This is a genomic window from Paucibacter sp. B51, assembly GCF_027863535.1.
Taxonomy (GTDB): domain Bacteria; phylum Pseudomonadota; class Gammaproteobacteria; order Burkholderiales; family Burkholderiaceae_C; genus Paucibacter_A; species Paucibacter_A aquatilis.
Genome location: NZ_JAPIVN010000001.1, coordinates 4,445,654 through 4,472,371, shown reverse-complemented (window position 1 = coordinate 4,472,371; position 26,718 = coordinate 4,445,654). Strand labels below are relative to the sequence as shown.

The 26,718-nt window shown below is 68.0% G+C and carries 16 protein-coding genes; 8 read left to right on the top strand and 8 right to left on the bottom strand.

What is annotated here, in order from left to right; translation table 11 throughout:
* Window positions 1–26: 26 nt before the first annotated feature.
* Window positions 27–1,319, bottom strand: a complete 1,293-nt coding sequence (locus OOB33_RS18855; RefSeq protein ID WP_271009773.1) for a trypsin-like serine protease — start codon at window positions 1,317–1,319, stop codon at window positions 27–29.
* A 399-nt stretch (window positions 1,320–1,718) separates the two neighbouring features.
* On the opposite strand from OOB33_RS18855, the gene OOB33_RS18850 reads away from it, so the two are divergent.
* Window positions 1,719–2,732, top strand: coding sequence for a sulfate ABC transporter substrate-binding protein (locus OOB33_RS18850; protein ID WP_102767098.1), 1,014 nt, complete (start codon window positions 1,719–1,721; stop codon window positions 2,730–2,732).
* Window positions 2,733–3,462: 730 nt separating this feature from the next.
* Here the strand turns inward: OOB33_RS18850 and OOB33_RS18845 are convergent.
* Both OOB33_RS18845 and OOB33_RS18840 read right to left on the bottom strand, forming a co-directional pair.
* Window positions 3,463–8,298, bottom strand: a complete 4,836-nt coding sequence (locus tag OOB33_RS18845) for an NAD-glutamate dehydrogenase (RefSeq protein ID WP_171828081.1) — start codon at window positions 8,296–8,298, stop codon at window positions 3,463–3,465.
* Between the two features lie 119 nt (window positions 8,299–8,417).
* Complete coding sequence (locus tag OOB33_RS18840; RefSeq protein WP_271009772.1) at window positions 8,418–10,175, bottom strand: DUF885 domain-containing protein; 1,758 nt, start codon at window positions 10,173–10,175, stop codon at window positions 8,418–8,420.
* A gap of 173 nt (window positions 10,176–10,348) precedes the next feature.
* Here OOB33_RS18840 and OOB33_RS18835 point away from each other — a divergent pair, with 173 nt between their 5' ends.
* On the top strand, window positions 10,349–11,935 hold the full coding sequence (locus OOB33_RS18835; RefSeq protein ID WP_271009771.1) for a DUF1800 domain-containing protein: 1,587 nt from the start codon (window positions 10,349–10,351) through the stop codon (window positions 11,933–11,935).
* Between the two features lie 45 nt (window positions 11,936–11,980).
* On the top strand, window positions 11,981–13,288 hold the full coding sequence (locus tag OOB33_RS18830; protein ID WP_271009770.1) for a DUF1501 domain-containing protein: 1,308 nt from the start codon (window positions 11,981–11,983) through the stop codon (window positions 13,286–13,288).
* Window positions 13,289–13,303: 15 nt separating this feature from the next.
* Here the strand turns inward: OOB33_RS18830 and OOB33_RS18825 are convergent, their stop codons facing one another.
* The 3 genes from OOB33_RS18825 to OOB33_RS18815 all read right to left on the bottom strand — a co-directional run bounded on the left by OOB33_RS18825 (window position 13,304) and on the right by OOB33_RS18815 (window position 18,105).
* Window positions 13,304–14,632 (bottom strand): diguanylate cyclase domain-containing protein, encoded by a 1,329-nt coding sequence (locus OOB33_RS18825; RefSeq protein ID WP_271009769.1) that lies wholly within the window; start codon window positions 14,630–14,632, stop codon window positions 13,304–13,306.
* Window positions 14,629–17,148, bottom strand: coding sequence for a response regulator (locus tag OOB33_RS18820; RefSeq protein WP_271009768.1), 2,520 nt, complete (start codon window positions 17,146–17,148; stop codon window positions 14,629–14,631). Before OOB33_RS18820 ends, OOB33_RS18825 begins: the two co-directional genes overlap by 4 nt.
* 213 nt (window positions 17,149–17,361) lie before the next feature.
* Window positions 17,362–18,105: a response regulator gene (locus OOB33_RS18815; protein ID WP_102767093.1), complete on the bottom strand. Its 744-nt coding sequence runs from the start codon at window positions 18,103–18,105 to the stop codon at window positions 17,362–17,364.
* A 200-nt stretch (window positions 18,106–18,305) separates the two neighbouring features.
* Here OOB33_RS18815 and OOB33_RS18810 point away from each other — a divergent pair, with 200 nt between their 5' ends.
* Window positions 18,306–19,259, top strand: a complete 954-nt coding sequence (locus tag OOB33_RS18810) for a hypothetical protein (protein ID WP_271009767.1) — start codon at window positions 18,306–18,308, stop codon at window positions 19,257–19,259.
* Window positions 19,260–19,310: 51 nt separating this feature from the next.
* Here OOB33_RS18810 and ilvD read toward each other — a convergent pair whose 3' ends face one another.
* Window positions 19,311–21,014: a dihydroxy-acid dehydratase gene (ilvD, locus tag OOB33_RS18805; RefSeq protein WP_102767091.1), complete on the bottom strand. Its 1,704-nt coding sequence runs from the start codon at window positions 21,012–21,014 to the stop codon at window positions 19,311–19,313.
* Window positions 21,015–21,111: 97 nt separating this feature from the next.
* Between ilvD and OOB33_RS18800 the strand changes: the two genes are divergently transcribed.
* Complete coding sequence (locus OOB33_RS18800) at window positions 21,112–22,071, top strand: LysR family transcriptional regulator (protein ID WP_271009766.1); 960 nt, start codon at window positions 21,112–21,114, stop codon at window positions 22,069–22,071.
* Between the two features lie 69 nt (window positions 22,072–22,140).
* A complete protein-coding gene (locus OOB33_RS18795; RefSeq protein WP_271009765.1) occupies window positions 22,141–23,148 on the top strand; it encodes a tetratricopeptide repeat protein in 1,008 nt (335 codons plus the stop codon).
* A 33-nt stretch (window positions 23,149–23,181) separates the two neighbouring features.
* Here OOB33_RS18795 and OOB33_RS18790 read toward each other — a convergent pair whose 3' ends face one another.
* Window positions 23,182–24,873 carry a hypothetical protein gene (locus OOB33_RS18790; protein ID WP_271009764.1) on the bottom strand — a complete coding sequence of 564 codons (1,692 nt, stop codon included), beginning with the start codon at window positions 24,871–24,873 and terminating at the stop codon, window positions 23,182–23,184.
* Between the two features lie 189 nt (window positions 24,874–25,062).
* Here OOB33_RS18790 and lgt point away from each other — a divergent pair, with 189 nt between their 5' ends.
* The gene (lgt, locus tag OOB33_RS18785) at window positions 25,063–25,863 is read left to right on the top strand and encodes a prolipoprotein diacylglyceryl transferase (protein ID WP_102767087.1); all 801 of its coding nucleotides are present in this window, start codon (window positions 25,063–25,065) and stop codon (window positions 25,861–25,863) included.
* Window positions 25,864–25,955: 92 nt separating this feature from the next.
* Entirely contained in the window at window positions 25,956–26,663 is a 708-nt protein-coding gene (gene dnaQ / locus OOB33_RS18780) for a DNA polymerase III subunit epsilon (protein ID WP_271009763.1), read from the top strand.
* The last annotated feature ends 55 nt before the right edge of the window (window positions 26,664–26,718 follow it).

Sequence of the window (26,718 nt, the reverse complement as noted above, 5' to 3'; positions counted from 1 at the left end):
GGCAGCTCGCCAAAGGCGAGGCCCGCTCAGTTGCAGCTGCCTTGCGCGGACCAGACGTTGCTGTAGATGTCCGGTTGCGCGGCTTGCGACCACCAGATGGCCTGGTACTTTTTGCCCTTGTAGCTGACCACATCGCGAATGGCGTACAGCTTGGTGGCGCTCCAGGCCGCCACACCGCCGCAGCCTGTGTCTCCGCCACCGCCCACGCGCAGCACTTGCGAGCTGGTGTTGCTTTGGTTGGCCGTGTCCGTGACCGTCAAGGTCACGGTATAGCTGCCTGCGCTTGCGTAGGCATGGTTGGGCGAGGCCTGGGTGGAGCTGCTGCCATCACCGAAGTTCCATGCCCAGCGGCTGATGCCCTTGTCGTCGGTGGAGGCATCGGTGAAGACAACGTTGAGCCCGGTGACGGTGGCGTTGAAGCGGGCCACAGGTGCCTGGTCGGGCGGCACATCGGTGTCCGGGCGCACGCCGGTTCGCTGGGCGATCCAGTCGAGATAGCTGCTGGTTCGTGTGAACACCGTCGCGCCACGGCAGGAGTTGCCCCAGCTGACCGTGCCGATGCTGTAGAACTTGCCGTTGGCGCTGGCCGCAAACGGACCGCCGCTGTCACCGTTGCAGGCCGACACGCCGCCGGTGCCGCCGCCGCAGATCACCGAGGCCGGCAGGTTGAAGGCCATCTCGCTGCTGCAGGCGGAGTTGCTCAGCACCGGCAAGTTGACCTCACGCAGCACATCGCTGGGGCTGCCGCCGTTGCTGGTCAGGCCCCAGCCAGACACGGTGACATAGCGGCCCACGCCCGCGATTTGCGATTCGATCGCCGCGGTGGGCAGCTTGGCCGGCGTGATGTTGGCCGGTGCGGGGCTGGCCAGGCGAAGCACGGCAATGTCCCAGCCGGAGCGGATGCCTTGCGCGCCGCGCCAGTTCTCGTGGCTGATGATCTGGCTGACCCGGATGTTCTGCCCATCGCGCCGGCTGATGCTGTGCGCGCCGACCTGCACCGTCAGGCTGGCGGTGGATGCGCCGTCCACGCAGTGCGCAGCCGTCAGCACCCAGTTCGGGCTGATCAGGGTGCCGCCGCAACCCTGGCGGCCGTTCATGAGCAGCGCCACTTGGTAGGGGCGGGAGTAGGGCGTGGTCACGGTGCCGCCCACGATCTGGGGCGTGGCTTCGTCGGGTTTGGCCGCGACGCCGCTGGCGGCCGTTTGGGCGAAGCTTCCGCCCGCGAGCAGCCCGAGGCTGGCGGCCAGGGTCAGGCGCGCGCTGAGGCTGGCGAGTGAAACTGGGTGTGGGGTGTTGCGGGGGGTACGGCGGTAGGTCATCGCAGATCTCCGGTTGGGGATGAACAGCCTGATCCGAGCTGAAGTCCCTGTTCATGGGGCTGTGCAGAGGGTCAGGGCTTGCAAGAGCTGCGGATCGATCGCTGTTCTTGCGGCTGGCGATGGTGCGTTCAGGGGCCGCGTTCGGGCATGGTGCTAACCCTGAAAAACGGCGGTGAATTCCCGCTGAAGCCACCGAACGGGCTGGAGCCTGTAAGAGCTTGCATCAGGCCCAACCCCAGGATCGTTCCTCGGCTTATTCGCTGGCTATCGGCACATTCAGAGCTTGCTCGTTTTTTGCATAAGCAAACCGATTCTTCTTGTTTGCGGCCCGGGGCCCCCTACCTACAGTCCGGCGCATCCCTTCACCTCTTTGCGCTGCCTTGCAGCCCTTTGCCTGCCATGAACCTCTTGCGTCGTACTCTTTCCGTTTGGGCTGCCGCTGCCGCACTGGGCGGCGCTGGCTTGGCTCAGGCTCAAACCACCCTGCTCAATGTGTCCTACGACCCGACCCGTGAGCTGTATCAGGAATTCAACAACGCCTTTGCCAAGCACTGGAAAGCCAAGACCGGCGAGACCTTGACGGTCAAGCAATCGCATGGTGGTTCGGGCAAGCAGGCGCGCTCGGTGATTGACGGCCTCGAAGCCGACGTCGTGACCCTGTCCCTGGCCTATGGCATCGACGCTCTGCATGACGCGGGCAAACTGCTGCCTGTGGATTGGCAGAAGCGCCTGCCCAACAATGCCAGCCCTCACACCTCGACCATTGTCTTCCTGGTGCGCAAGGGCAACCCCAAGCACATCAGCAACTGGCCGGACCTGGCTCGCTGCGGCGTGGATGTGATCACCCCCAATCCCAAGACCTCGGGCGGCGCGCGCTGGAACTATCTGGCAGCCTGGGCTTTTGCCCTGAGCCAGCCGGGCGGCAATGCCGAATCGGCCAAGGCCTTCGTCAAACGCATTTATGCCAATACCAAGGTGTTGGACTCGGGCGCGCGCGGCTCGCTGACCACCTTCACGGAACGTGGCATTGGCGATGTGCTGATCTTCTGGGAGAACGAGGCCTGTCTGGCGCAGAAGGAGCTGGGTGCTGACAAGTTCGAGATCGTGACGCCCAGCCTCAGCATCCTGGCCGAGCCGCCGGTGTCCGTGGTGGACAAGGTGGTGGACAAGCGCGGCACACGCAAGCAGGCGCAGGCTTATCTGGAATTTCTCTACACGCCGGAAGGCCAGGATATTGCAGCACGCCATTTCTACCGCCCGCGCGATGTCAAGGTGGCTGCGCGTTATGCCAAGCAATTCAAGCAAAGCAAGCTGATCACGGTCGATGAGGTTTTCGGCGGCTGGCGCACGGCGCAGAAGACCCATTTTGCCGACGGTGGTGTGTTCGATCAGATCTTCACGCCGGGGCGTTGAGAAGCGAGTTTGGAGGCAGCAATCGGCACGTTGCGGACCTTCGCTGTCTTGATTGATCTTTCTCGCTGCGGTGGCCCGGCCCGCCGCCGGGCTCATGGTTCGCGGGTCGGCTCTTCGAGCCGACTCCCCTCGGTGCTCACTGCGCGGCTCAGCGGCGCCAAACTCCCTCCGTTCGCTGCGCTCACTGTGGTCAGACAGTGGCGCCGAGTCAGAGCTTGAAGCGCGCTTGAAGCAAGCTTCGGCGCGCGCCTGAGCCGCTCCGCTGCGCCCTCGGCCGCGCACAAATCGCCCGTCGGCGGGCCGAGCCGCCTCCGAAGATGGCGTTCTCCACCGACGAGGGGCACATAGACCGCGAATGCAAGCGCTCTGCAGCCCGTGCCGCTGCCGGGCGATTTGTGCCGGGCCGAGCAGCACAGCGCCTCGGGGCGCGCGCGGGTACGCGCGCTTCAAGTTCTGACTTGGCGCTTCTGTCTGAACGAAGCGAACGCAGGGAGCGAAGTGAGTTATGCGCCAGCCCCGAGGCGCGAGCAGCGCAGGGAAGTCGGCCCGCCAGGGCCGACCCCGGAACCATGAGCCCGGCAGCGGCACGGGCTGCAGGGCCTCACGAGAACACCGAGTGGCTGCTCTGTGCAGCGAGCAAAACGGCCCGTCGATCCAACCTGACGGTACAGAAACAAACTCCGCCCAGGCTGCTTGCCCGGGCGGGGCTTTGTCATGGCCGCAAGAAAGCTCAGGCCAGGTTGCGCAGTTCTCGCAGGGCGACCGACAGCATGGCCAGGTCCACGCCCTTGGCCTCGCTGAGTTCGGCCAGCAGGCGTTGGGCGCGTTCCAGCGCGGCCTGGTTGCTTTGCTCCCAGGCGCTCAGCTTGTGCTCGCCGGCATGGCTCAGCACATCGTGGGCGATCTGGCGTTGCAGGCCGGCCAGATCGTCGCCCAGCGCGGCCTTGGCTTGGGTTTGCCAGTAGCTGTCGGTCGGCAGGGCGTCGATCTGCTGGCGCAGGCGGGCCAGGCCCAGGCGTTCGCCCAGGCTGGCATGCACATCGGCCACTTCGCCCAGGGGCTGTTGCGTTGCGTCGGCAATCTCGGCAATGTCCAGGGCGGCGAACAAGGCCTCGGCCGTGATCACGGCCTGCGCCAACTCGCTCGGCACACCGGCGGCCACCCAGGCTTCGGCGCGTGGCGATTGCAGGGCCTGGGCTTGCACGCGGGCACGTAAGGCATCCACCGCCGGCGTGAAGCGCTGGAACACCTGCTCCATGGGCTCGGCCAGGCGGCGTGAGCGCAGGAACCAGGTGGTGGCATGGCTGCCCAGGCGGCCCAGCTCGTTGATCAGCTCGGCCTGCACCTCATCGGGCACCTTGTTGTCCAGAGCCTCGATCTGCAGCCACAGAGGCACAAAGCCGAAGACCTCGCGGGTGGCCAGGTAGGCGCGCACGATCTGCGCCGGCTTGGCGCCGGTCGATTCGCTCAGGCGGTGCACAAAGGTCGCGCCCACGCGGTTGAGCATGCTGTTCAGCACATGGGTGACGATGATTTCGCGCTTGAGCGGGTGGCGCGGAATCAGGGCCGCGAACTTCTCGCGCAGCAGGGGCGGGAAATAGCGCGCCAGGGCAGTGCCAATCCAGGCGTCCTCGGGCAGGTCCGAACTCATCAGCTGATCGGACAGCCACATCTTGCTGTAGGCCAGCAGCACGGCCAGCTCGGGGCTGGTCAGGCCCACGCCGCGGGCTTTGCGTTCCTTGATCTCATCGTCGGTGGGCAGGAACTCGATGGCGCGGTTGAGCTGGCCATTGCGCTCCAGGAAGCGGATGAAGCGCGCCTGCGAGTCGATCAGACTGACGCCTTGGCGTCGGGCAATCGACAGGGCTTGGGTCTGGAAGTAGTTGTCACGCAGCACCAGGGCGGCGACATCGTCCGTCATCTGCGGCAGCAGGGCATTGCGCTGCTTGGCCGTCATCTCGCCATCGCCGGTGGCCAGGCCCAGCAAGATCTTGATGTTGACCTCATGGTCCGAGGTGTCCACGCCGGCCGAGTTGTCGATCGCGTCGGTGTTGATGCGCACGCCATGCAGCGCCGCCTCGACCCGGCCGCGCTGGGTGCAGCCCAGATTGCCACCTTCGGCCACCACCTTGCAGCGCAGCTCGGCGCCGTTGATGCGCAGCGCGTCGTTGGCGCGGTCGCCCACCTCGGCATGACTCTCGCCGCTGCTCTTGATGTAGGTGCCGATGCCGCCGTTGTAGAGCAGATCGACTGGCGCCTTGAGGATGGCGCTGAGCAGCTCAGTGGGCGTCAGACGCTCGGCCTCGATGCCCAGCACGGCGCGGGCTTGCGGCGAGATCGGGATCGACTTTTCCGAGCGGGCCCAGACACCGCCACCGTCCGAGATCAGGCTGGCGTCGTAGTCGGCCCAGCTGGAGCGCGGCAGCTTGAACAGGCGCTCGCGCTCGGCAAAGCTCTTGGCTGCATCGGGATTGGGGTCGATGAAGACATGGCGGTGGTCAAAAGCGGCCACCAGGCGGATGTGCGGCGACAGCAGCATGCCGTTGCCGAACACATCGCCCGACATATCGCCCACGCCGACCACGGTGAACTCCTGGCTCTGCGTGTCCAGGCCCATCTCGCGGAAGTGGCGCTTGACCGATTCCCAGGCGCCGCGGGCGGTGATGCCCATGGCCTTGTGGTCGTAACCGATGGAGCCGCCCGAGGCAAAGGCGTCGCCCAGCCAGTGGCCGTACTCGGCGCTGACGGCGTTGGCGTAGTCGGAGAAGGTGGCCGTGCCCTTGTCGGCGGCAACCACGAGGTAGGGGTCATCCTCGTCCATGCGCACCACCTGGGGCGGTGGCACGACCTGACCCCCGGCGTAGTTGTCGGTCAGGTCGAGCAGGGCACGCAGATAGTCCTGGTAGCAGGCCACGCCTTCCTTCATGAAGGCCTCGCGGTCGCTGGACGGTGGCGCCTTCTTCAGCACGAAACCGCCCTTGCTGCCCACCGGCACGATGACGGTGTTCTTGACCATCTGCGCCTTGACCAGGCCCAGCACCTCGGTGCGGAAGTCTTCCGGCCGGTCAGACCAGCGCAGGCCGCCACGGGCGACCTTGCCGCCGCGCAGGTGGATGCCTTCGAAGCGTGGCGAGTAGGCAAAGATTTCGTACAACGGCCGCGGCTCGGGCAGGCCCGGCACCTTGGCCGAATCGAGCTTGAAGCTGACGAAGCTGCGGCGGGCGCCGGGCGCGCCCGAGTGGCCGATGCCGGTGCGCCAGAAATTGGTGCGCAGCGTGGCCAGGATCAGGGCCAGCAGCTGGCGCAGCACCCGGTCTTCCTGCAGATTGGAGACCTTCTCCAGCGCCTTCTCGATGGCGTTGACCTGGGCGGTGGCGCCTGCGGCGTCATGGGCCTCGGGGTCGAAGCGCAGCTTGAACAGGCCCACCAGCATGCGGGCGATGCGCGGGTGCGCCGCCAGCGTGGCCTCGATGCTGGCCTGCGAAAGCGCAAAGCCGATCTGGCGCAGGTATTTGGCGTAGGCGCGCAGCACCACGATCTCGTCGCTGGCCAAGCCCGCGCGCAGCACCAGGCGGTTGAAGTCGTCGTTCTCGACCTCGCCGCGGAAGACCCGGGCGAAGGTGTCCTCGAACAGCTTGGACAAGGCCTCGGGCTCGATCTCGTCGGACACGGCGGCCTGCAGCTGGAAATCGTGCAGGGACACGCTGTCGCTGCCGTCCGCGGCATCGGCGCCGGCTGCATCCGCGATGCGGTGGTTGTGCTCGCCGAGCACGCGCACGCCCATGTGCTCCAGCATGGGCAGGCTGTCGGACAGCACCACCGAGGCACCGCGGCGATAGACCTTGAAGCCCAGGCTGCCGGCCTCGCCGCCCAAGGGGCGGTAGAGGGCCAGGGCCAGCGGGTTGTCGCCGTTCAGACCGGCGATCTTCAGCACATCGGGCACGGCGGCGCGGGCGCTGACGCGCTCGCGGTAGCCGGCCGGGAAGCCGGCGCCCCAGCGTTTGAACAGCTCCAGGCCACGGGCCTCGCCCTCGGCATCGATCAGGGCGTCGCGCAGGTCGTCGTCCCAGCGGCGGGCGGCGGCGGTCAGCTTGGCCTCGATGTCACGGCGCTCGTACAGCGGCACTTGCCCAGGCGTGGTGCGCACGGTGAAGTGGATGCGGGCCAGCACGGCATCGCTGAGCTGCACATCGAACTCGGCACTGGTGCCGCTGAAGACCTGCATCAGGATGCGCTGGAACTTGATGCGCATATCGGTCGAGTAGGCCTCGCGTGGCACATAGACCAGGCAGCTGAAGAAGCGCTCGAAGGGGTCGCGGCAGACGAACAGGCGCAGGCGCTGGCGCTCGCCCAGGGCCAGGATGCCCAGAGCGGTTTCGTAGAGCTCGTCGTCCGAGATCTGGTAGAGGTCGTCGCGCGGGTAGGTCTCCAGGATGTGTTGCAAGGCCTTGGCCAGATGGCCGCCCGGCGGCAGGCCGGCGCGCGTGGTGATGGCGCCAACGCGGCTGCGCAGGATGGGCGTCTCGGAGACGCGGGCGCTGTAGGCGGTGGAGGTGAAGAGGCCGATGAAGCGGTGCTCGCCGATCACCTCGCCGGCCGCGTTGTAGCGCTTGATGCCGACGTAATCGGTGTAGCCGGCGCGGTGCACGGTGGAGCGGGTGTTGGCCTTGGTGACCATGACGGTCGGTTCGGGCGCCCGCGCCATGGCGCGGGCATTGGCCGGCAGCAGGGAGTAGCCGGTCGAGAGTTTCTCTTGCTCGGTTTCTCGCAGCAGGCCCAGGCCACTGCCGGGCTGCAGGCTCAGGGCTTCCTTGCCATCCTGGTCGAACACCAGGTCGTGGCAGCGGTAGCCCAGCAGGGTGATGTGGTCATCGGCCAGCCATTCCAGAAAAGCCACGCTTTCCTTGATGTGGGCGGCGCGCAGACTGGCCGGGGCCTGGTTCAGCTCCTCGATCACCTGGCGCAGGCGGCCGACCATGGGCTTCCAGTCCTCGACGGCGGTGCGCACATCGGCCAGCACGCGCTCGATGCCGGCGACCAGCTCCTGGCGCTGCTGGGCGTCAATGATGCGGTCCACCTCGATATGCATCCAGGATTCGCGCTGGCCGCTGGCCTCGGCGCCTTCGCGGCGCGGCCCGATGGCCTTGAGCTGGCCGGCGGCGTCGCGCTCGACGGCAAAAATCGGGTGGATGATCAGGTGCAGGGTCAGGCCTTGCCGATTGATCTCCATGGTCGTGGTGTCGACCAGAAAGGGCATGTCGTCATTGACGATGTCGATGACCGAGTGGCGCGAGGCCCAGCCATGCTCGGCGACTGCCGGGCTCTGCACCCGCACCAGGGTCTGACCGGGCAGGCGCTTGGCGCCGAACTGCAGATGCGAAAGCAGGGCGCCGAGCAAATCCTCGGGCGTGCGGGCCAGCAGGTCTTCCGGGTCGAGGCGGGCGAAATATTCGCGGCCAAAGCTCTCGATCAAGCCCTTGTGCTCGGCGGCCAGCGGGCGGCTGGCGGCCAGGGCCAGCACGGTGTCGATGCGTTCGCTTTGCAGCGCTTCTTGGGGGTCGGTCATTGCTCTTGTCTCCTTGGAAGGATGCTTGTGTGTCCAGTGTGCCCGGGCATTGCGACAGCCATTTAACCAGCAAGCGAGGCTTCTCGGTTTGAGAAGACGCAGGGTCAGGCCTTGCCGGCTCAGACGGACTTCAGGGTTTTCGGCGTTTCGCTGGAAAACTGCAGGCCGGCCAGCCAGTCGCTGACCTTGCGCTCCAGCAGATCCAGGGGCAGGGCGCCGCTGTCCAGCAGCATGTCGTGGAAGGCACGCAGATCGAAGCCTTCGCCCAAGGCCCGCTCGGCCCGCGCCCGCAGGGCCAGCATGTGCAGCTGGCCGATCTTGTAGGACAGGGCCTGGCCGGGCCAGCCGATGTAGCGGTCTACCTCGTTGACGATGTCCAGCTCGCTCTTGGGGGCTTGGGCGCGGAAGTAGTCGATCGCCTGCTCGCGGCTCCAGCCCATGGCATGCAGGCCGGTGTCCAGCACCAGGCGCACGGCGCGCCACATGTCGTAGCTGAGCTGGCCGAAGCGCGAGTAGGGGTCTTGGTAGAGCCCCAGCTCATAGCCCAGGCGCTCGCTGTAGAGCGCCCAGCCCTCCAGGTAGGCGTTGTAGCCGGCAAAGCGGCGGAACTTGGGCAGCTCGCCCAGCTCCTGAGCCAGGGCCAGTTGCAGGTGATGGCCGGGCATGGCCTCGTGGCTGGTCAGCACCTCGATCTCGAACTTGGGCCGCATCTCCGGCCGGTAGAGGTTGACGTAGTAGTAACCGGCGCGGCGGCCGTCATCGGACGGGGCGCTGTAGTAGGCCGCCGTGGTGTTGGGAGCGCTGCTCATGGGAATCGGCCGCACACCGTAAGGCATGCGTGGCAGCCGGCCGAAGAGCTTGGGCAGCTCGGGCTCGATCTTTTTGGCCGCCATCACATAGGCGCAGAAGAGCTCGTCTTCGCTGCCGCAGTAGTGGCGCGGGTCGCTGCGCAGCTGCTCGAAGAACTCGGGCTGGCTGCCTTCGAAACCCAGCTCGTCCATCACCGCCTGCATCTCGGCCTGGATGCGGCCCACCTCGGCCAGGCCGATGGCGTGGATGTCCTCGGCGCTGAGCGTGGTGCTGGTGTGGAAGGCGATGCGGTTGGCGTAGTAGGCCTCGCCGTCCGGGCTGTCCCAGATGCCCACGCTCTCGCGGCAGGCCGGCAGATAGCGTTCGGCAAACAGACTGCGAAAGCGCTGGTAGGCCGGCAGCACGGCCTCGGCGATCACCTGGAGCGCTTCGGCCTGCAGGGCCTCGACCTCCTCGGGCGCGATGCGTGCGGGCAGCTGGCGGAAGGCGCTGAAGAAGGGGCTCAGCTTGGGTTCGCTGACGCACTGGCCGTCCAGCTGGGGCAGCACGCGCTCCATCAGCAGGCGCGGCTGGGTGCGGCCGTTGGCGGCGGCGCGCTCCAGCAACTCGCCGTACTGCTGCAGGTAGTTGGGCAGGCCGCGCAGGCGCTGCACCCAAACCTCGAAGTCGGCCGCTGTGTCCAGCGGCATCAGCTCGGCCACTTCGTTGAGGGCCTGCGGGCCCTCGCGCGCGGAGATCGCCCAGGCGAGCGGATGGAAGGGCAGGACATCGAGCCGGGTGCGCAACTCGTGGCGGAACAGCTCCGCATTGAGCCGCTCGCTCTCGGGCAGGCCTGCCGCCTCGATGGCCTCGAGCTCGGCCAGGGCCGCGCGGTTGGCGGCCTCGCTGCGCGCCTGCGCCTCCTCGGACAGATCGGGCCAAAGCGCATTGAAACGCGGGTCGCCGATATAGCTGGCCTGCAGCGGGTTCTCGGCCAGCTCGCGTTCCCAGCAGGCCTCGAACAAGGCGTGCAGGCGCTGGGTTGGGCTGGGCGTGGGGACGACGGTTGGGGCAGCAGGTTCGAACATGGCAGCGGGCGGCGGGGCCTGAATCGCGGTGGCTCATCCTATGCCAGTGGGCGCAGGCCCAAGCCGGCGCCATTCGCTTGCACATCTTTGCAAATCAGACACGCTGGCGCAGCCTCATGTGCCAGATGATGGCAGCCGGGCCTGGGTCTGGGCCGATGGAGCGTGCCGTGTTGATGTCTCGACGATCTGGATTGCAAGCGGCGGCCTGGGGCGGCCTGGCCGCCTGGGCGGGTACATGGCGGTCGGTGTTCGCACAAGCCCGCCCGTCCGAGCCGCTGGCGCAGCCCCTGACGGCCCAGGAGCGGGCCGTCCACGCGCTGTGCCGCCTGAGCTACGGGCCGCGGTCGGCCGATCTGGCTGCGCTGCAGCGCCTGGGCGCCGAGGCCTGGCTCGAGAGTTTCCTGGCCACGCAACTGCGCGGCAGCGCAGGGGGTCAAGTCTTGCCTGAGGCGGTGCAAGTCCGGCTGCAGGGGCTGGACACGGTGTCGCTCAGCCAGGCTGCCCTGTTGCAGCGCTACCAGGAGGCGCGGCGCCTGGCGCGCCTGGACAAGGCCGGCGATGCAGCGGCGAATGGCGCGGCAGGTGTGGTCAGCGCCCAGGAGGCCCGCCGCGAGCTGGTGCGCCCCATCCTGGCTCAGGCGGCCGAGCAACGCCTGCTGCGCGCCCTGCACAGCTCGGCCCAGCTGGAGGAGCAGCTGCTGGAGTTCTGGTTCAACCACTTCAATGTCTTCGCCGGCAAGGGGCCGGTGGCCGCCCTGGTCGGCAGTTATGAGCGCGAGGCGATTCGGCCTTATATCTGGGGGCGCTTCCGCCAGATGCTGGGCGCCACGGCCAAGCACCCGGCCATGCTGTTTTATCTGGACAACGCCCAGAGCGTGGCACCGGGTTTCCGCCCGCCTGCTCGTCTGGGTGACGAACAAGTGGCGCGGCCGCGCGGCCTCAATGAAAACTATGCCCGCGAGCTGATGGAGCTGCACACCCTGGGCGTGGACGGTGGGTACAGCCAGGCGGATGTCACCGAGCTGGCCCGCATGCTGACCGGCTGGACGGTGGACGTGCGGGGGGCGCTGGGGCGGCAGGGCAGTGGCGATCTGTTCGAGTTCGCCCCGCGCCGCCACGACAACGGCTCCAAGCAGTGGCTGGGCCGGCCGGTCACGGCGCGCGGTCAGGCCGAGGGCGAATGGGCGCTCGATGTGCTGGCCAGCCATCCGGCCACCGCCCGCCATCTGAGCTTCAAGCTGGCCCAGGCCTTTGTCGCCGACGATCCGCCCGAGGCGCTGGTCGCCCAGCTGAGCCGCAGCTTTCTGGCCAGCGGCGGTGATCTGCGGGCCTGGGTGCAAACCTTGCTCGGCAGCGAGCATTTCTGGCAGCGCGAGCATCTGCGCAGCAAGTTCAAGACGCCCTACCAGTTTCTGCTCTCCAGCTTGCGCGTGCTCGACGCCCAGCCCCAGGACATGCAGCCCCTGCTGGGTGCGCTGGCGCAGAGCGGCATGCCGCTGTACGGCGCCGCCACGCCCGATGGCTACAAGAACGTTGCCTCGGCCTGGATGAACCCGGAGGCCTTGTCCCAGCGGGTCCAGTGGCTGAGCCGTTTGAACGAGCGCATAGCTGGGGTGGAGCGCGGGTCCCGGCAGGGCGGCAGCCTGCTCAAGACCCTGGCGCCTTTGCTCAGCGAACACACGCGCAGCGTGTTGGCCCAGGAGCCGGCGGAGCTGCAGCTGGCCCTGCTGCTGGGCAGCCCTGAATGGATGCGGCGCTGAGCGCGCTGTCGTTGGATCGCTTTGCTGCAAGAGGATGCACGCACCATGACTGAACTGAGTCGACGTCACTTTGTTCTGCGCCACGGTTTGGCGGGCCTGAGCCTGGCCGGCCTGAGCCCCAGGGCCATGGCCCAGCCCGCCAGCAGCCGCCGCAAGCTGGTGGTGATCCTGCTGCGTGGCGCCGTCGACGGCCTGAGCGTGGTCGCGCCATGGGGTGACCCGGCCTACGCGGCGGCCCGGCCCAGCCTGGCCTTGGGCAGCCCGGGCACCGAGGGCGGGGTGCTCCGCTTGGATTCGCTGTTCGGGCTGCACCCGGCGCTGGCGCCGCTGATGCCCTTCTGGTCGGAGGGCAGCCTTGGCTTCGTCCATGCCAGCGGCTCGCCGGACCCAACGCGCTCGCACTTCGATGCACAGGACTATCTGGAATCCGGCACCCCGGGCCGCAAGAGCACGCCGGATGGCTGGATGAACCGCCTGGTCGCACAGTTGCCGGGTTCGGCCGGCCCCACCCGAGCGCTGAACATGGGCGCCACGCCGCCGCGCATCCTGGCCGGTCCGGCGCCGGTGGCCACGCTGGGCCTGGGGCCGCGGGCCCTGGATCGCAAGGCCATCGACCAGCCTGCCATGCAGGCCGGCCTGGCCCGGCTGTATGCCGAAGACCCGGCCCTGGCTCGCACCTTTCAGAGCACCGCCGAGGGCCGCGGTCAAATGCAGCGCAGCATGGCGGCCGGCAGCGAGTCGGTACCGGACCCGACGGCCACGCCTGTGATGGCGATGTCGGCCACCCACCCCCCGAGCGCCGAGAGCGCCGACCGCGGCGCCGCCTCGGCCCGCAGCTTTGCCGCCGATGCTCGGCGCCTGGGGCAGCTGATCCGCCGCGACCCCAAGACCCAGCTGGCCTTCACCTCGGTCGGCGGTTGGGACACCCACGTCAACCAGGGCGCGGCCCAGGGTCAGCTGGCCAACAAGCTGGCCAGCCTGGCCCAGGGGCTGGAGGCGCTGGCGCAAGGTCTGGGCGACAGCTGGCGCGACAGCGTGGTGGTGGTGATGAGCGAGTTCGGCCGCACGGTGCGCGAGAACGGCACCGGCGGCACCGACCATGGCCGCGGCAATGTGATGTGGCTGCTGGGCGGCGCGGTGGCCGGCGGCCGGGTGCTGGGTGAGTGGCCCGGCCTGGATACGGCCGCCCTGGCCGAGGGCCGCGATTTGGCCGTGGTCACCGACTACCGCCATGTGCTGGCGCCGCTGCTGCAGCGCCACCTGGGTGTGCAGGACGCGGGGCTGGCGGCGGTGTTCCCCCAACTGCCCGCGTGGGCGGGTACGCCCGGTGGGCTGCGATTGCTGCGCGCCTGAGCGACGCTTCATTTCTCAATCGGTCTCGGCCTGTACCAGACGGTTGCGCCCCTCGGCCTTGGCCCGGTACATGGCCGCGTCAGCGGCCTGGAACAGTTCGCTCTGTGAATCCTGAGGCTTGGGCACAAGGGTGGCACTGCCGATGCTGACCGTGACCCAGGGCCCGGCCGATGAGGCCGGGTGGGACAACTGGCGCGCCAGCAGGTCTGCTCGCAAGGACTCGGCCCAGGCTTGGGCTTGCTCGGCATCGCCGGGCAGGATGAGGGCGAACTCCTCGCCGCCATAGCGCGCGGCCAGGCAGCCGGGTGGCGCCTCGGGCCGCTGGGCCAGCGCTTGCAGCAACTGGCCCAGCGCCTGCAGGCATTCGTCCCCGGCCTGGTGGCCGAGCCGGTCGTTGTACTGCTTGAAATGGTCAACATCGAGCAGCAGCAGGCTCAGGGGCTGGCCGGCTTCTGCGGCCGTTCGCCAAGCCTGGGCCAGACCGCAGTCGAACTGGCGGCGGTTGGCGAGCTGGGTCAGCTCATCGATTTCAGCCAGACGGCGCAGCACCTGCTCGGAATGCTTGTACTGGCTGATGTCGTGCAGCAGCGCGATCTGCAGCTCGGCTTGGCCGGGCAGGGGGCTCAGGGTCAGCTCGATGTGCAGCGGCTCGCCTTGCAGGGTTTGCGCGCACAGCTCCTGCCGGCCGGCTCGCAAGCGGTCGGCCGAGTCGGGCGTCAGCAGCTCGCGCAGCGAGCGGCCGCACAAGGACACGGGGCCAGCGCCGAACAGGCGTTCGGCCGCCGGGTTGGCTTTGCGAATGCACAGCGCAGGGTCGACCAGCAGCAGACCCTCGGCCATGTGATTGACGATGGCCTGCATGCGCTCGGCCTGCTCGCGCTGCACGCGCAGGTGATGGCGCAGCTGCAGCTGCGAATCGATGCGGGCCAGGGCCTCTTCCACACGCACCGGCTTGTGGATGTAGTCGGCCGCCCCGAGACTGAAGCCCTCGACCACATCGCAGCTGTCGGTGCGCGCGCTGACGAAGATCACCGGCACGGCGCGGCTGTGCGGGCTGGCCTTGAGGCGGCGGCAGGTCTCGAAGCCGTCCATTTCAGGCATGCAGACATCCAGCAGGATCAGATCCAGCGGCACCCGTTCGGCGATCTCCAGCGCCGCCTGGCCTGAGGTGGCGGCGTAGATCTGGTGGCCCCGGGGCTTGAGCAGGGTGCGCAGCACGCCGATATTGGCCGGCGTGTCATCGACGATGAGCAGGGCGCTGGGCAGGGGCCGCGGACCGGGCAGATCGAAGAGATCGGCCTCGGGCCCGAGGGGCTGCTGGATCATGGCAGTGCTTGCGCTCATGCGGGCAGCTCGTCGCTGGCGGCCAGGGCATGCAGCTCGCGCTGCAGCCGGGCCATGTCGTACTGCCGCAGGCAGTCCAGCAGGCGCTCGCCCAGGGCCTGCTCGGCGGGGCAGTCCTGCAGCAGCTGTTCAATGCCGCGCTCCAGTTCGCTGATCCAGCCGGTTTCGGCGGCGGACTGCAGCAGTTGCAAGAGTTCGCTTGGCAGGCGCTGCATGGCCGCGGTGTGTTGGCCGGCCGGCGAGGCCTGCGGGTGGCCCTCCACCGAGGCGGCCGCTGCGTCTGCGCCGGTAGCGCCAGGGCGGAACAGCGGCCCCAGGTGCTGGCGCAGCAACTGGTGCACGGTCTCGAAAAGAAAAGGCTTGCCGATGAAGTCGTCGAAGCCTTCGCGCATATAGCTCTGGCGTTCGTGCATCAGGGCCGAGGCGGTCAGCGCCACCACCACCGGTTGGGGCTGGGGCAGCTCGCGGCGCAGGCGCTTGAGGGTTTCGATGCCGTCCAGCACCGGCATGCGGATGTCGAGAAAGACGATGTCAAAGCGCGCTGGTGACTCCTGCAGCATCTGCAAGGCCTGCAGCCCATGCTCGGCCTGCTGCACCTCGGCACCCAGGCCGCTCAGCATGCGCGCCAGCACATCGCGGTTGGCCTCGATATCGTCCACCACCAGCACCCGCAAGACCTGACCCTCGCTGAGGCTGACCAGGGCGCCAAAGCCCGAGTCTTGAGGCAGGCTGCTGCGGTCGCCGGCGGCCAGATGCAGGCGGAATGAAAAGCGCGAGCCCTGGCCTTCGGTGGATTGCAGCTGCAGCTGCCCGCCCATCAGCTCGACCTGGCGCGAGGAGATGGCCAGGCCCAAGCCCGTGCCACCGCGCTGGGCGCCGGCGTCCGCTTGGTGGAAGGGTGCGAACACCAGGTCCTGCTGGGCCTGCGGGATGCCCAGGCCGGTGTCACTGACCTCGAAGCAGAGCTGCATGCCGGCCGCTCCGGCCTCGGCCCGCGCGCGGATGCGCAGCACCACCTCGCCGCAATCGGTGAACTTGACCGCATTGCTGAGCAGATTGAGCAGCACCTGGCGCAGCTTGCCGGCATCACCGCGCAGCACGCAGGGGCTGGGCAGCTCCAGTTCGCAGCGCCAACCAATGCCTTTCTGCGCACAGCGCAGCGCAAACATATCGCCCATTTCGCTGGCCAAGGCGGCCAGGTCCAGGTCGACCAGGTCCAGGCTCATGCCGCCGGCCTCGATCTTGGAGAGGTCGAGGATGTCGTTGATCAGGGTCAGCAGATGGGTGCCCGATTTTTCAATCGGCGCGACGATGCTGCGCAAAGCAGGGGGCAGGCGCGGGTCGCGGCTGAGCAGTTGGGCATAGCCGAGCACGGCATTGAGCGGTGTGCGGATCTCATGCGACATATTGGCCAGGAAGATGGACTTGGCATGGTTGGCCGCTTCCGCCGCGCGTTTGGCCTCTTCCAGCTCGGTGGTGCGGCGCTGCACGCGCAGCTCCAGGTCGCGGTTCAGGTCCAGGATTTGCTGGCGGGCCAGGCGCGCCTCCGTCACCTCGGTGGCGACGATGATGTGCTGGCTGGGCCGGCCGGCATCGTCGGCCAGAGGCAGCACGGTGGTCTCGGCCCAGCGGTGGCTGCCGTCGGCCTGCGGGTGGATGAGCTCGCCATGCCAGACCCGACCTTGTGCCAGGCATTGCTGCAGGCTCAGGCCCTCGTGGCCCAGCGCTCCACCGTGGCCGCGCAGGGGTTGGTGCTGCTGTGCCAGCAAGTGCTCGGCCGGGGCGCCGGCCAGGGCGCAGAAGCGCTCGTTCGCCGCGCTGAGCCGCCCCAGGCCGTCGCTGACCGCGACGATGGCGTGCTCGTTCAAGGCCTGCTCCAGATGCTGCACTTTCTTGAGCGTGGCGCGCAGCTCGGCCTGCTGATCGGCCATGGCACGCAAGGTGTCGTAAGCGCGCAAGGCGCTGACCACGGCCGCAAACAGCTTGGCGCCGGTCAACTCGGCCTTGTTGCGGTAGTCATCGATGTAGTAATCGACGATGACCTGGTGCTGCGGTGCCATGCCGGGCTGGCCGGTGCGCAGCAGGATGCGGGTCAGGTGGCAATTGAGGCCATGTCGGATCGTGTGCACCAGACGCAGGCCAGCGTCGTCGGTCTCCATCACCACGTCGAGCAGCACCAGGGCGATGTCGGGCGTGCTGGCCAGCAGGGTGCAGGCCTCGGCAGCGCTGTAGGCGCTCAGAAACTGAAAGCTGCGGCCGCGAAAGCTCTGCAGGCCCAGGGCCAGCAGGGTGGCTTGGTGGATGCCTTCGTCGTCGTCAACGATCAGGATGCGCCAGGGCGGCAAGGGCGCCGCGGCGGAATTGGAACCCCCCGTCGCCTCGCTGTCGGCATGGGGCGGCAGGCGCGAGGGGGCAGGCTCGTCCTCGTCGGCAAAGATCTGGAGCTCATCGAGGTCCGAAGGCTCGTCTCGGCTCCGGGTGTCCGACGCAGCGTCGGTCTGGCAGCTCGGTTTCATGGGGCACTCCCTGTGCGGGCCTCGATGCGTGGCGGCGGCGGTGTTGTGGGTGTGCTGCCTGCGGCGCGCTCTCGGCGTCTTGAGTTCTGGATTGGGGCCCGGGTGGCGCAGGCGAGATGACATCGCTCGCGCCTCGGACCGGGTGGCCTGCGTCAGGCCCCGTGGATCAAGGCGGGTGGACCCAGGTCCGCTTGAATGCCGTGAGGGTGTGGCTCATGAATGCACTCCGGCAGGGCGCAGCAGGGCCACGCTGCCGGCTTCATCACCGGGCCAGGGGGCCAGGGTCAGGTCAAGTGGCACACTGCCGCACAGACCCTGGGCCAGATGCACCTGACCCTGGCCGCTGGCGGGCAGGGCCTGACGGAGCAGGCGGCCGAGCTCGGGCGATTGGATTTCGACGGCGCTGCGGCCCAGCTGCTCTTGCAGGGCCGGGTTGCTGTAGCGAACGCTGCCTTGAGGGTCGAGCAGCAACAGGCCTTCGCGCATGGACTCGACGATGGCGCGCAGCTGTTGCTGTTCGGCGCGTTCCTGCTGGGCGCAGCGGCGCAGCGCCAGCTGGGTCTGCACACGGGCCAGCACCTCCTCGACACGGATGGGCTTGGCGATGTAGTCCGCCGCGCCGGCCTGGAAGCCCAGCACCACATCCTCGCTTTCGGTGCAGGCGGTGATGAAGATGACGGGCACGTCGGTGGTGGCGGATCGGGCTTTGAGGGCGCGGCAGGTGGCGAAGCCGTCCATGCCCGGCATCATCACGTCCAGCAGGATCAGATCGGGCTGGATGCGTTCGACCAGCTCCAGCGCCTGCAGGCCCGAGCTGGCCGCGTAAATGCGGTAGCCCTGGGGGCGCAGCATGGTGTGCAGCAGGCCGATATTGGGCGGTGTGTCATCCACGATGAGGATGACCGGGTCGGGCGACCCGAGGCGGGCAGTTGCTGTCGAGGACGCGTTCGAATCCATGCGAATCTCTCCTGCGCGGCCCGCCAAGTTCGGGGGGCTTGAGGATTATGTGGCAGGACCCGGTCCGCAGCTCGGCGTGAGAACCCTGATTCCCAGGCTGCATGCGCCACAATCGAAGGCTGTGGTGGCAGGCGTTCTGCGGCCGGTAAGCAGGGCGGACGATGGGGCTTGGGTTGGCAGACAGCACGGCAGTGACCGATATGGCAGCAGGCGTGGATGCTCAGGCGCTCGGTCCGCGCCGACAGTTGCTCAAGACCCTGGGCCTGGCCGCCAGCATGGGCCTGCCCTCCTTGGGAGGACCCGCAGCCGCCAGCCCGTCTGGTCGCCACAAGGACTGGGTGATCCGCCACGAGATGCGCCGTGCCGCCGACGGCACGCCTTCGCTGGAACTGGCCGTGCTGCACCTCCTGCTCAGCAAGACCGAAGCCAGCCATGGCCCCTTCCGTCTGGAAACCATGCCGCCGCGCGAGAACCTCACGCAGAGCCGGCAGATGTTGGATCTGCGCATCGGCGCGCTGGACCTGATGGCCACCATGACCTCCAAGACCCGCGAGGCCGATGGCATCCCCGTGCACACCTGCATGCGCCGCGGCCTCAACGGCCTGCGCCTGCCGATTGCCCTGGCCAGCCGCCGCCGTGAGCTGGAGGAGGTGCGCAGCCTGGAACAGGTGCGTCAGCTGCGCGTGGCGCAGGTGGCGCATTGGCCCGACGCCTCGGTGATGCGGGCCAATGGCATGACGGTGCTGCCCATCCCGCGCCTCGATGTCTTCGAGGCCATGCTCAAACGCGACCGCTTTGATCTGTTCGCCCTGGCCGCCGACGAGGCCTTTGGCATCGTCAATGCCTTGCCCGGCGTGGTGGTGCTGAGTGACTGGCTGCTGGCCTACCCGTCCACCTTCAGCTTCATCGTCAACCAGGCCCGGCCCGAGCTGGCCGAGCGCCTGCGTCAGGGCTGGCGTGTGGTGCAGGCCGATGGCAGTTTCGAGGCCCTGCACGAGAAGCTGGTTGGCGCCGAGGTGGCGCAGGCCCAGCTGGGCTCGCGCCGCTGGCTGAGCCTGAGCAACCCCGAGCTGCCGCCGGCCGCCCTGCGCCAGGACGGCCGACTTTGGCATCCGCTGGTGCGTCAGCGGGTGATTGCGCCGCTGCTGCGCTGAGCGGGCGGTCTTCGGCTTGACCGGCCGTGGCCGGGGCAGCTCACTCGAAACTCACTCGAAGCGATCCAGCACCGCGCCTGAGCTGGCGCTGGAGGCGTTCTTGGCGAACTTGGCCAGCACGCCGCGGGTGTAGCGCGGTGCCGGCTTGACCCAGGCGGCCTTGCGGCGGGCCAGCTCGGCCTCGTCGACATGCAGCTCCAGTTTCAGCTGATGCGCGTCGATGGTGATGCGGTCGCCTTCGTGCACCAGGGCGATCACGCCGCCCTCGTAGGCCTCGGGTGCCACATGGCCGACCACCATGCCCCAGGTGCCGCCAGAGAAGCGGCCATCGGTGATGAGACCCACGCTTTCGCCCAGGCCCTGGCCGATCAGGGCACCGGTGGGCGCCAGCATTTCGGGCATGCCGGGGCCGCCCTTGGGTCCCAGATAGCGCAAGACCATGATGTCGCCCGCCACGATCTTGCCGGCCATGATGGCGGCCAGGGCCGATTGCTCGTCCTCGAACACGCGGGCCGGGCCGGTCATCACGGGGCTCTTCAGACCGGTGATCTTGGCCACGCAGCCTTCGGGCGAGAGGTTGCCGCGCAGGATGGCCAGATGGCCTTGGGCATAGAGGGGTTGGTCCACCCGGCGGATGACCTCTTGCGTGGGCGAGAGCTCGGGCACTTCGGCCAGGTTCTCGGCCACGGTCTTGCCGGTGATGGTGATGCAGTCGCCGTGCAGCAGGCCGGCTTGCAGCAGCACCTTCATCACGGCCGGGATGCCGCCGGCCTTGTGCAGGTCCACGGCCAGGAAGCGGCCGCTGGGCTTGAGGTCGCAAAGCACCGGGATCTTCTTGCGCATGCGCTCGAAGTCGTCGATGGTCCAGTCCACCTCGGCCGCGTGGGCGATGGCCAGGAAGTGCAGCACGGCATTGGTCGAGCCACCGGTGGCCATGATCACGGCCACGGCGTTCTCGATCGCCTTCTTGGTGACGATGTCGCGCGGTTTCAGGTCGGCCTTGACGGCCTCGACCAGCACGGCAGCGGCCTTCTTGGTGTTCTCGACCACCTCGTCCTCGACATTGGACATGGACGAGGAGTAGGGCAGGCTCATGCCCAGGGCTTCAAAGGCCGAGCTCATGGTGTTGGCGGTGTACATGCCGCCGCAGGAGCCGCTGCCGGGGATGGCGCGCTTCTCGATCTGGCAGAAGTCCTCTTCGCTCATCTTGCCGGCGCTGAATTGGCCCACGGCTTCGAAGACCGAGACGATGTTCAGGTCCTGGCCCTTGTAGTGGCCCGGCTTGATGGTGCCGCCGTAGATGTAGATGGCCGGCACATTGGCGCGCAGCATGCCCATCATGCCGCCAGGCATGTTCTTGTCACAGCCGCCGATCACCATCACGCCGTCCAGCCATTGGCCGCCGACGCAGGTTTCCACGCAGTCCGAGATCACCTCGCGCGAGACCAGGCTGTACTTCATGCCTTCGGTGCCCATGGCCATGCCGTCGCTGATGGTGGGCGTGCCGAAGAGCTGGGCATTCGCGCCCGCAGCCTTGAGGCCGATCACGGCCGCATCGGCCAGCTTTTGCAGGCCCGAGTTGCAGGGCGTGATGGTCGAGTGGCCGTTGGCCACGCCGATCATGGGCTTGCCGAAATCCGTCTCCTGATAGCCCATGCCGTAGTACATGGAGCGGTTGGGCGCACGGGCCACGCCCTCGGTGATGTTGCGCGAACGGCGGTCGAAACGGATGGGCGGCTGGCTGTCCTGGCTCATGGTCTGGGGTCTCCTGCTGGGATGGCTTCAGTATCTCGAAGGGTCGGTTGGTTTTCAAATATATTATTCATGTTGAATTAATACGTTGAGTGAATCAATGAGCCTGGATCTGCGCAGCCTGCGCCAGTTTGTTGCCGTGGCCGAAGAGCTGCATTTCGGCCGCGCGGCCGAGCGCCTGCACATGACCCAGCCACCGCTGACCCAGGCCATCCAGAAACTGGAGGCCGAGCTGGGCGCCAGCCTCTTCGTTCGCAGCAGCCGTTCGGTGGGCCTGAGCCCTGCCGGTGCGGCCTTGCTGCCCCTGGCCCAGGGCCTGCTGGCCCAGGCGGCCGAGCTGCCGGCCCTGGCCCAGGCGGCAGCGCGGGGCACGGCCGGGCGCTTGCGCCTGGCCTTTGTGTCCACCCTGGGTTTTGGCGAGCTGCCGCGCTGGCTCAAGGGTTTTCGCGAGCAGGTGCCCGATGTGGCACTGAGCCTGCGCGAGGCCACGCTCGATGTGCAGCTGCAGGCCTTCGAGGCCGGCGAGATCGATGCCGGCTTTGTGCTGCATGCCCGCGGCGCCGTGCCGCCGGGCTTTGAGTCGCTGCAGGTGGCGGACGAGCCCTTGCTGCTGGCGCTGAGTGCCGATTCGCCGCTGGCCCGCTTCGATCAGCTGCCCCTGGCCGAGGTTCTGGGTTTGCCGCTGGTGATGTTCCCGCGGGCAATTGCGCCCTCGCTTTTCGATGCCGTGGTGGCCGTGTACCGGGCGCAGGGCTGCGAGCCGCGCATCGAGCAAGAGGCCATCCAGATGCAGACCATCGTCAACCTGGTCTCGGCCGGCATCGGTGCGGCCTGGGTGCCGGCCAGCATGCAGGGCTTTCAGCGCCCGGGCGTGGTCTACCGTGCGCTGCAGGCGCCGGCCGGGGAGCAGGTGCCGCTGCCGCGCGGCGAGACGCGGTTGATCTGGCGGCGCGACGCGGCGCCGGCCGTCTGGCGTTTTGTCGAGCATGTGGCGGCTCAGCTGGCGGCGCCGCAGTTGCCTCCGCAGCAAGTGTCGGAAGCCACCTCCGGCCCTCGGTGAATACCCCGCCAACCGCGGGCCTGCGGCCTCGTTCTAATGCGCAGGCCCCAAAAAAGGAGAGTGCCCGTGATGCGCGTGAAGACTGTTCGAATTGCCGTGTTGGCCCTGAGCGTGGGTCTGAGCTTGAGCGCAAGCCTGGCCCAGGCCGAGGTGCTGAAAGACCCGCAGTGGCGCGATTGGCTGGAGGCGGGCAAAAGTGCTGAACTGGAGCAGGCCGCACAGACCCGGCTCAAGGCCGACCCGGAGGACAGCCAGGCCGTGCTGGCCCTGGGCCTGCTGGCGCTGGAGTCGGGTGACGCCAAACGGCTGGAGGCTGCCGTCAAGCCGGTGCAGGCCTGCGCCGATCGGCAGCCGGCCCAGGCGGCGTGTTTCTATGTGCTGGGCTCCCTGCAAGGTGTGCAGGCCATGAACGGCGGCATGATGAAAGCCATCAGCCTCAGCGGCAAGATCAAGGACAACCTGAGCCGGGCGGTGGAACTCGATCCTCTGCTGTTTGACGCCCGCGATGCCTTGCAGCAGTTCTATCTGATGGCGCCCGGCATTGCCGGTGGCAGCGTCGCCAAGGCGCGCGATCTGGCCCAGGCTGCCCAGGCCCGCCAACCCGAACATGCCAAGCTGCTGCGTGCCCGCGTGGAAATGAAGGAGGAACGCTGGGCCGAGGCCGAGCGCGAGCTCAGCGCCATCAAGCCCGGCGAGGACAAGGATCTGCTCGCCGGCCAGCGCGCCGGCTTGTATCAGCTAGCCATCCAGCTCTTCTCCGACAAGCAGTTCGCCAAGGCCAGGCCGATCTTCGAGCGCCTGCAGCGTGACTTCCCCGGCCACGCGGCCGGCCACTACGGCATGGGCCGCCTGCTCAGCGAAACCGGCCAGATCGACGAGGCCATCAAGTCGCTGGAGCGCGCCCGCACGGCCGAGGGCGCCGAGCGCTATCCCGTCGACCATCGCCTCGGTTTTGCCCTGCTGGCCAAGGGCGATAAGGCCCAGGGCAAGTCCGTGCTGGAGCGTTTCCTCGGCAACAAGAAAGCCAACCCACGCAATCTGGACGAGGTGCGCAAGCGCCTGGCCGAGCTGGGTTGAACTTCAAGGCGGAAGTGCCGGCCGACTGACGCTTCAGCGCGGCAGGCGCTGCGCAGCGGCCAGGCCGTCCAGGGCGGCTCGGTTGCCCGGGGAGGTCTTCAGGTCTGCCTCGAAGGCGGCGAGGGCACCGGGTCTATCCTGCGCCCGCAAGAGCATCTGAGCCAGCCAGCGCTGGGCGCTGGCGGCCCAGAGCGGCGGCTCGCTGGGGCTTAACTCAGCCTCGCGGTCCACCGCTTCTTTCAGAGTGGACAGTGCGGCAGCCCGATCGCCGCGGGCCCAGGCTTGCTCGGCCTGCAGCGGCGCCAGCAGCAGGCGGGCCCAGGCGATGCGGGCGGGCTTGCGTGGGTTGTCGCTGGCCGTTTGTGCGTCCAGATGGGATTGCAGCAGCGCCAGATCGGATTGCGCATCCTGGATCAGACTCAGGCGCAGCCGTGCCAAGCCGCGAGCATGGGCCAGCAGCGTCGGTTCGATGCCCGCGGAAGTCGAGCGCGCGAGGATGTCGCGCCAGCGCTCGAAATGCACCAAGGTCAGCCAGGGCAGGCCGCGCAGGAAATCGCCCCATTCGCCGGCCGGGGCTTCGGCCGCCAGCTGCTCGGCCATGGCCAGGGCGGTTTTGAAATCGCCGCCGAGCTGGGCGGCAACCCACAGAAAGCGTTGGTTGTGCGGATTCCAGTTTGTGCCCGGACTGAAGCCTTGGGTGTGCAGCTGGCGGTCCAGCGCGGCTTGCGCCGCCAGACCGCGCTGGTTGGCCTGCACGGCCTCGCCATAACGGCCCAGCTTGACGAGCAGATGCGAGCTCATGTGCTGCAGATGCGGCGAGGCGGGGGCCAGGTGTTGCAGGTTCTGCACCGCGTTGATGGCGCGCGGCGCATCTTCGACGGTGTCGGCCGCATGGCTCAGGTAGTGGATCACGCCGGTGTGCTGCGGGTGCTGGCTCAGGGCCTCCAGCAGGCGGCTGCTCAGGCCGGCCCACAGGATCTCCAGGCCCGAGGGGTCGGGGTGGACGACGAACAAGGCCTCGGCCCACCAGGACAGCAGATCGGGGTCCTGCGGGAACATTTCGCTGAGGATGCGCATGCGGCGCTCGAACACGCGGTCGAGCGGGTGGACCTGGCGGGTTTCGTCGGTGTCCGGCCCGCAGGCTTCGAGTACGGCCAGGGTGGCGGCGGGCATCTGGCTGACGTCGCCGAGTTGCAGTCGCTCCAGCATGGCCTCGGCCAGTGCGCGCTCCAGCGGCGCTTCGCGATTGGCCAGGGACAGGCGCTGGGCCAGGCGGGCGTAGTGGCGGGCCTGCGCCAGATCGTTGCGCGGGTCCTCGCGCAGCCGGGCGTTGTAGGTGGGGGCGTATTGCCAGGCCAGGCCCCAGGCGCACAGGGTGCAGCGCGGGTCAGCCGCGAGGGCGGCGCGAAAGGCGCGCCGCGCCTCGATCTCATCAAAGGCATAGGCCAGTTGCAAGCCCTGGTTGAACCAGGCTTGGGCCTCGGGTGAGCGGCTGACGATGCGGCGCTGGGTGGCCTCGCCAAAGCCGGCCAGGCGCGGTGCGCGGGCGGCGTGCAGCGCCTCCGGCCCGGGCCCGGTGTTGGCGGCCAGATGCAGACCAAGCCCCAGGCCCAGCCCCAAGCCCAGGCAGGCCGACAGCACCCGGCGCCAGCGCGCACGCGCCAGGCGTGGGGCTGGCCTCAGGGCCACGGAGGCCGCAAGCGCGGGGGCGGGCAGGGCAGACATGGCCGGGAGTATCGCGTGAACTCGACGGTATCGCGGCCCGCGCCGGACCGCGCCAGTTCCTGCCGTAGGGCCGGGCGCTGCGGCTTGTTGCGGGCCTGCTGGCTATGATGCCGGCCTGAGGCGCGGGGTCGAGTCATGGCCGTCCGCGCTCGCTGTTCTTGTGTGCCTCACCGTTTCAGGATTGCCGCCATGTGGGTTCATCCCCAGTTTGACCCGATTGCCCTTCGTCTCGGCCCTGTGGCCATCCATTGGTACGGGCTGATGTACCTGGCCGCCTTCGGCATGTTTCTGTATTTGGCCGGCCGCCGCGTGCAGCAGCCGCAGTATGCGCAAGCCGGCTGGAGCCGGCGCGATGTCGATGACCTGCTGTTCTTCGGCGTGCTGGGCGTGGTGCTGGGCGGGCGCCTGGGCTATGTGCTCTTTTACAAGCCCGATTACTACATCGACCACCTGCTGGAGGTGTTTGCGGTCTGGAAGGGCGGCATGGCTTTTCACGGCGGTCTGCTGGGCGTGATCGTGGCGATGGCGCTGTTTGCCAAGCTGCGCGGCCGCCGCTTCTTCGAGGTGACCGATCTGATCGCGCCCTGTGTGCCCACCGGCCTGGCCGCGGGGCGCCTCGGCAACTTCATCAACGGGGAACTCTGGGGCCGCTTTGCCGATCCCAGCCTGCCCTGGGCCATGGTGTTTCCGCAATCGGGCTCGCCCGAGCCGCGCCACCCCTCCCAGCTCTACCAGTTCCTGGGCGAAGGCTTGTTCCTGTTCACCTTGCTGTGGCTCTACACCCGCAGGCCGCGCCTGACAGGCCAGGTTTCAGGCCTGTTCCTGATCGGCTACGGCGCGCAGCGTTTCGTCACCGAGTTCTTCCGCCAGCCCGATGATTTCCTGGGCCTGCGGGCCCTGCAGCTGAGTCAGGGACAATGGCTGAGCCTGCCCATGATCGTGGCCGGCCTGGCCATCTGGCTCTGGGCCAGCCGCCGCCCTGCGGCCTGATTGGAGCAGGGGCGCAGTGGTGCAGCGGGCTGGCTCCTGCGCCCGGCCGTGCCAACATTGAACGACTGACAGAACGAGTGACCGACTGACCCATGCGTCAAATTTTCTTCGACACCGAAACCACCGGCCTGCTGGCCGAGGGCGGTGACCGCATCATCGAAATCGGCTGCGTTGAGATGATCAACCGCCAGCTGACCGGCAACAACCTGCACCTCTACATCAACCCCGAGCGGGCCAGCCATGAAGACGCGCTGCGGGTGCACGGCCTGACCGAGGCCTTTTTGGCCGACAAGCCCAAGTTCGCCGAAATCGTCGACGAGTTGCTGGAGTTCCTGGCTGGCGCCGAGCTGGTCATTCACAACGCGCCCTTCGACATCGGCTTCGTCAACGCCGAGCTGAAGCGCCTGCGCAAGCCGCCCATCACAGATGTCGTCGGCAGCGTGCGCGACACGTTGCTGATGGCACGCGAGATGTTCCCGGGCAAGGCCAATTCCCTGGACGCGCTGTGCCGCCGCCTGGAAGTGGACAACTCGGGCCGGACGCTGCACGGCGCTTTGCTCGATGCGGAGCTGCTGGCCGACGTCTACATCAATATGACGCGCGGCCAGGACGCGCTCTTGATCGACGACGCCGGCGGGGACACCGACTCGGCCGAGTTCAAGCTGGCTGCGGTGGACCTGCGCAGCTTCGAGCTGCCTGTGTTGCGCGCCGACGAGGCCGAGCTGGCCGCACATACCAAGGTGCTGGGCGAGCTGGACAAGAGCAGCGGCGGCAAGCGGGTCTGGCAAGACGGCGTCTGAGCCGCTTCTCAGTCGCCTTTTTGAAGTTTTTCAGCGCAAACCTTGCCGAGCTTCA

Excerpts from the sequence above, each read along its gene's own strand:
- ilvD (WP_102767091.1), bottom strand. The coding sequence starts at position 21,014 with ATGAGCCAGGACAGCCAGCCGCCCATCCGTTTCGACCGCCGTTCGCGC.
- OOB33_RS18835 (WP_271009771.1), top strand. The coding sequence starts at position 10,349 with ATGTCTCGACGATCTGGATTGCAAGCGGCGGCCTGGGGCGGCCTGGCC.
- OOB33_RS18795 (WP_271009765.1), top strand. The coding sequence starts at position 22,141 with ATGCGCGTGAAGACTGTTCGAATTGCCGTGTTGGCCCTGAGCGTGGGT.
- lgt (WP_102767087.1), top strand. The coding sequence starts at position 25,063 with ATGTGGGTTCATCCCCAGTTTGACCCGATTGCCCTTCGTCTCGGCCCT.
- OOB33_RS18800 (WP_271009766.1), top strand. The coding sequence starts at position 21,112 with ATGAGCCTGGATCTGCGCAGCCTGCGCCAGTTTGTTGCCGTGGCCGAA.
- OOB33_RS18815 (WP_102767093.1), bottom strand. The coding sequence starts at position 18,105 with ATGGATTCGAACGCGTCCTCGACAGCAACTGCCCGCCTCGGGTCGCCC.
- OOB33_RS18810 (WP_271009767.1), top strand. The coding sequence starts at position 18,306 with ATGGCAGCAGGCGTGGATGCTCAGGCGCTCGGTCCGCGCCGACAGTTG.
- OOB33_RS18830 (WP_271009770.1), top strand. The coding sequence starts at position 11,981 with ATGACTGAACTGAGTCGACGTCACTTTGTTCTGCGCCACGGTTTGGCG.
- OOB33_RS18840 (WP_271009772.1), bottom strand. The coding sequence starts at position 10,175 with ATGTTCGAACCTGCTGCCCCAACCGTCGTCCCCACGCCCAGCCCAACC.
- OOB33_RS18850 (WP_102767098.1), top strand. The coding sequence starts at position 1,719 with ATGAACCTCTTGCGTCGTACTCTTTCCGTTTGGGCTGCCGCTGCCGCA.
- OOB33_RS18820 (WP_271009768.1), bottom strand. The coding sequence starts at position 17,148 with ATGAAACCGAGCTGCCAGACCGACGCTGCGTCGGACACCCGGAGCCGA.
- OOB33_RS18825 (WP_271009769.1), bottom strand. The coding sequence starts at position 14,632 with ATGAGCGCAAGCACTGCCATGATCCAGCAGCCCCTCGGGCCCGAGGCC.
- OOB33_RS18845 (WP_171828081.1), bottom strand. The coding sequence starts at position 8,298 with ATGACCGACCCCCAAGAAGCGCTGCAAAGCGAACGCATCGACACCGTG.
- OOB33_RS18790 (WP_271009764.1), bottom strand. The coding sequence starts at position 24,873 with ATGTCTGCCCTGCCCGCCCCCGCGCTTGCGGCCTCCGTGGCCCTGAGG.
- dnaQ (WP_271009763.1), top strand. The coding sequence starts at position 25,956 with ATGCGTCAAATTTTCTTCGACACCGAAACCACCGGCCTGCTGGCCGAG.
- OOB33_RS18855 (WP_271009773.1), bottom strand. The coding sequence starts at position 1,319 with ATGACCTACCGCCGTACCCCCCGCAACACCCCACACCCAGTTTCACTC.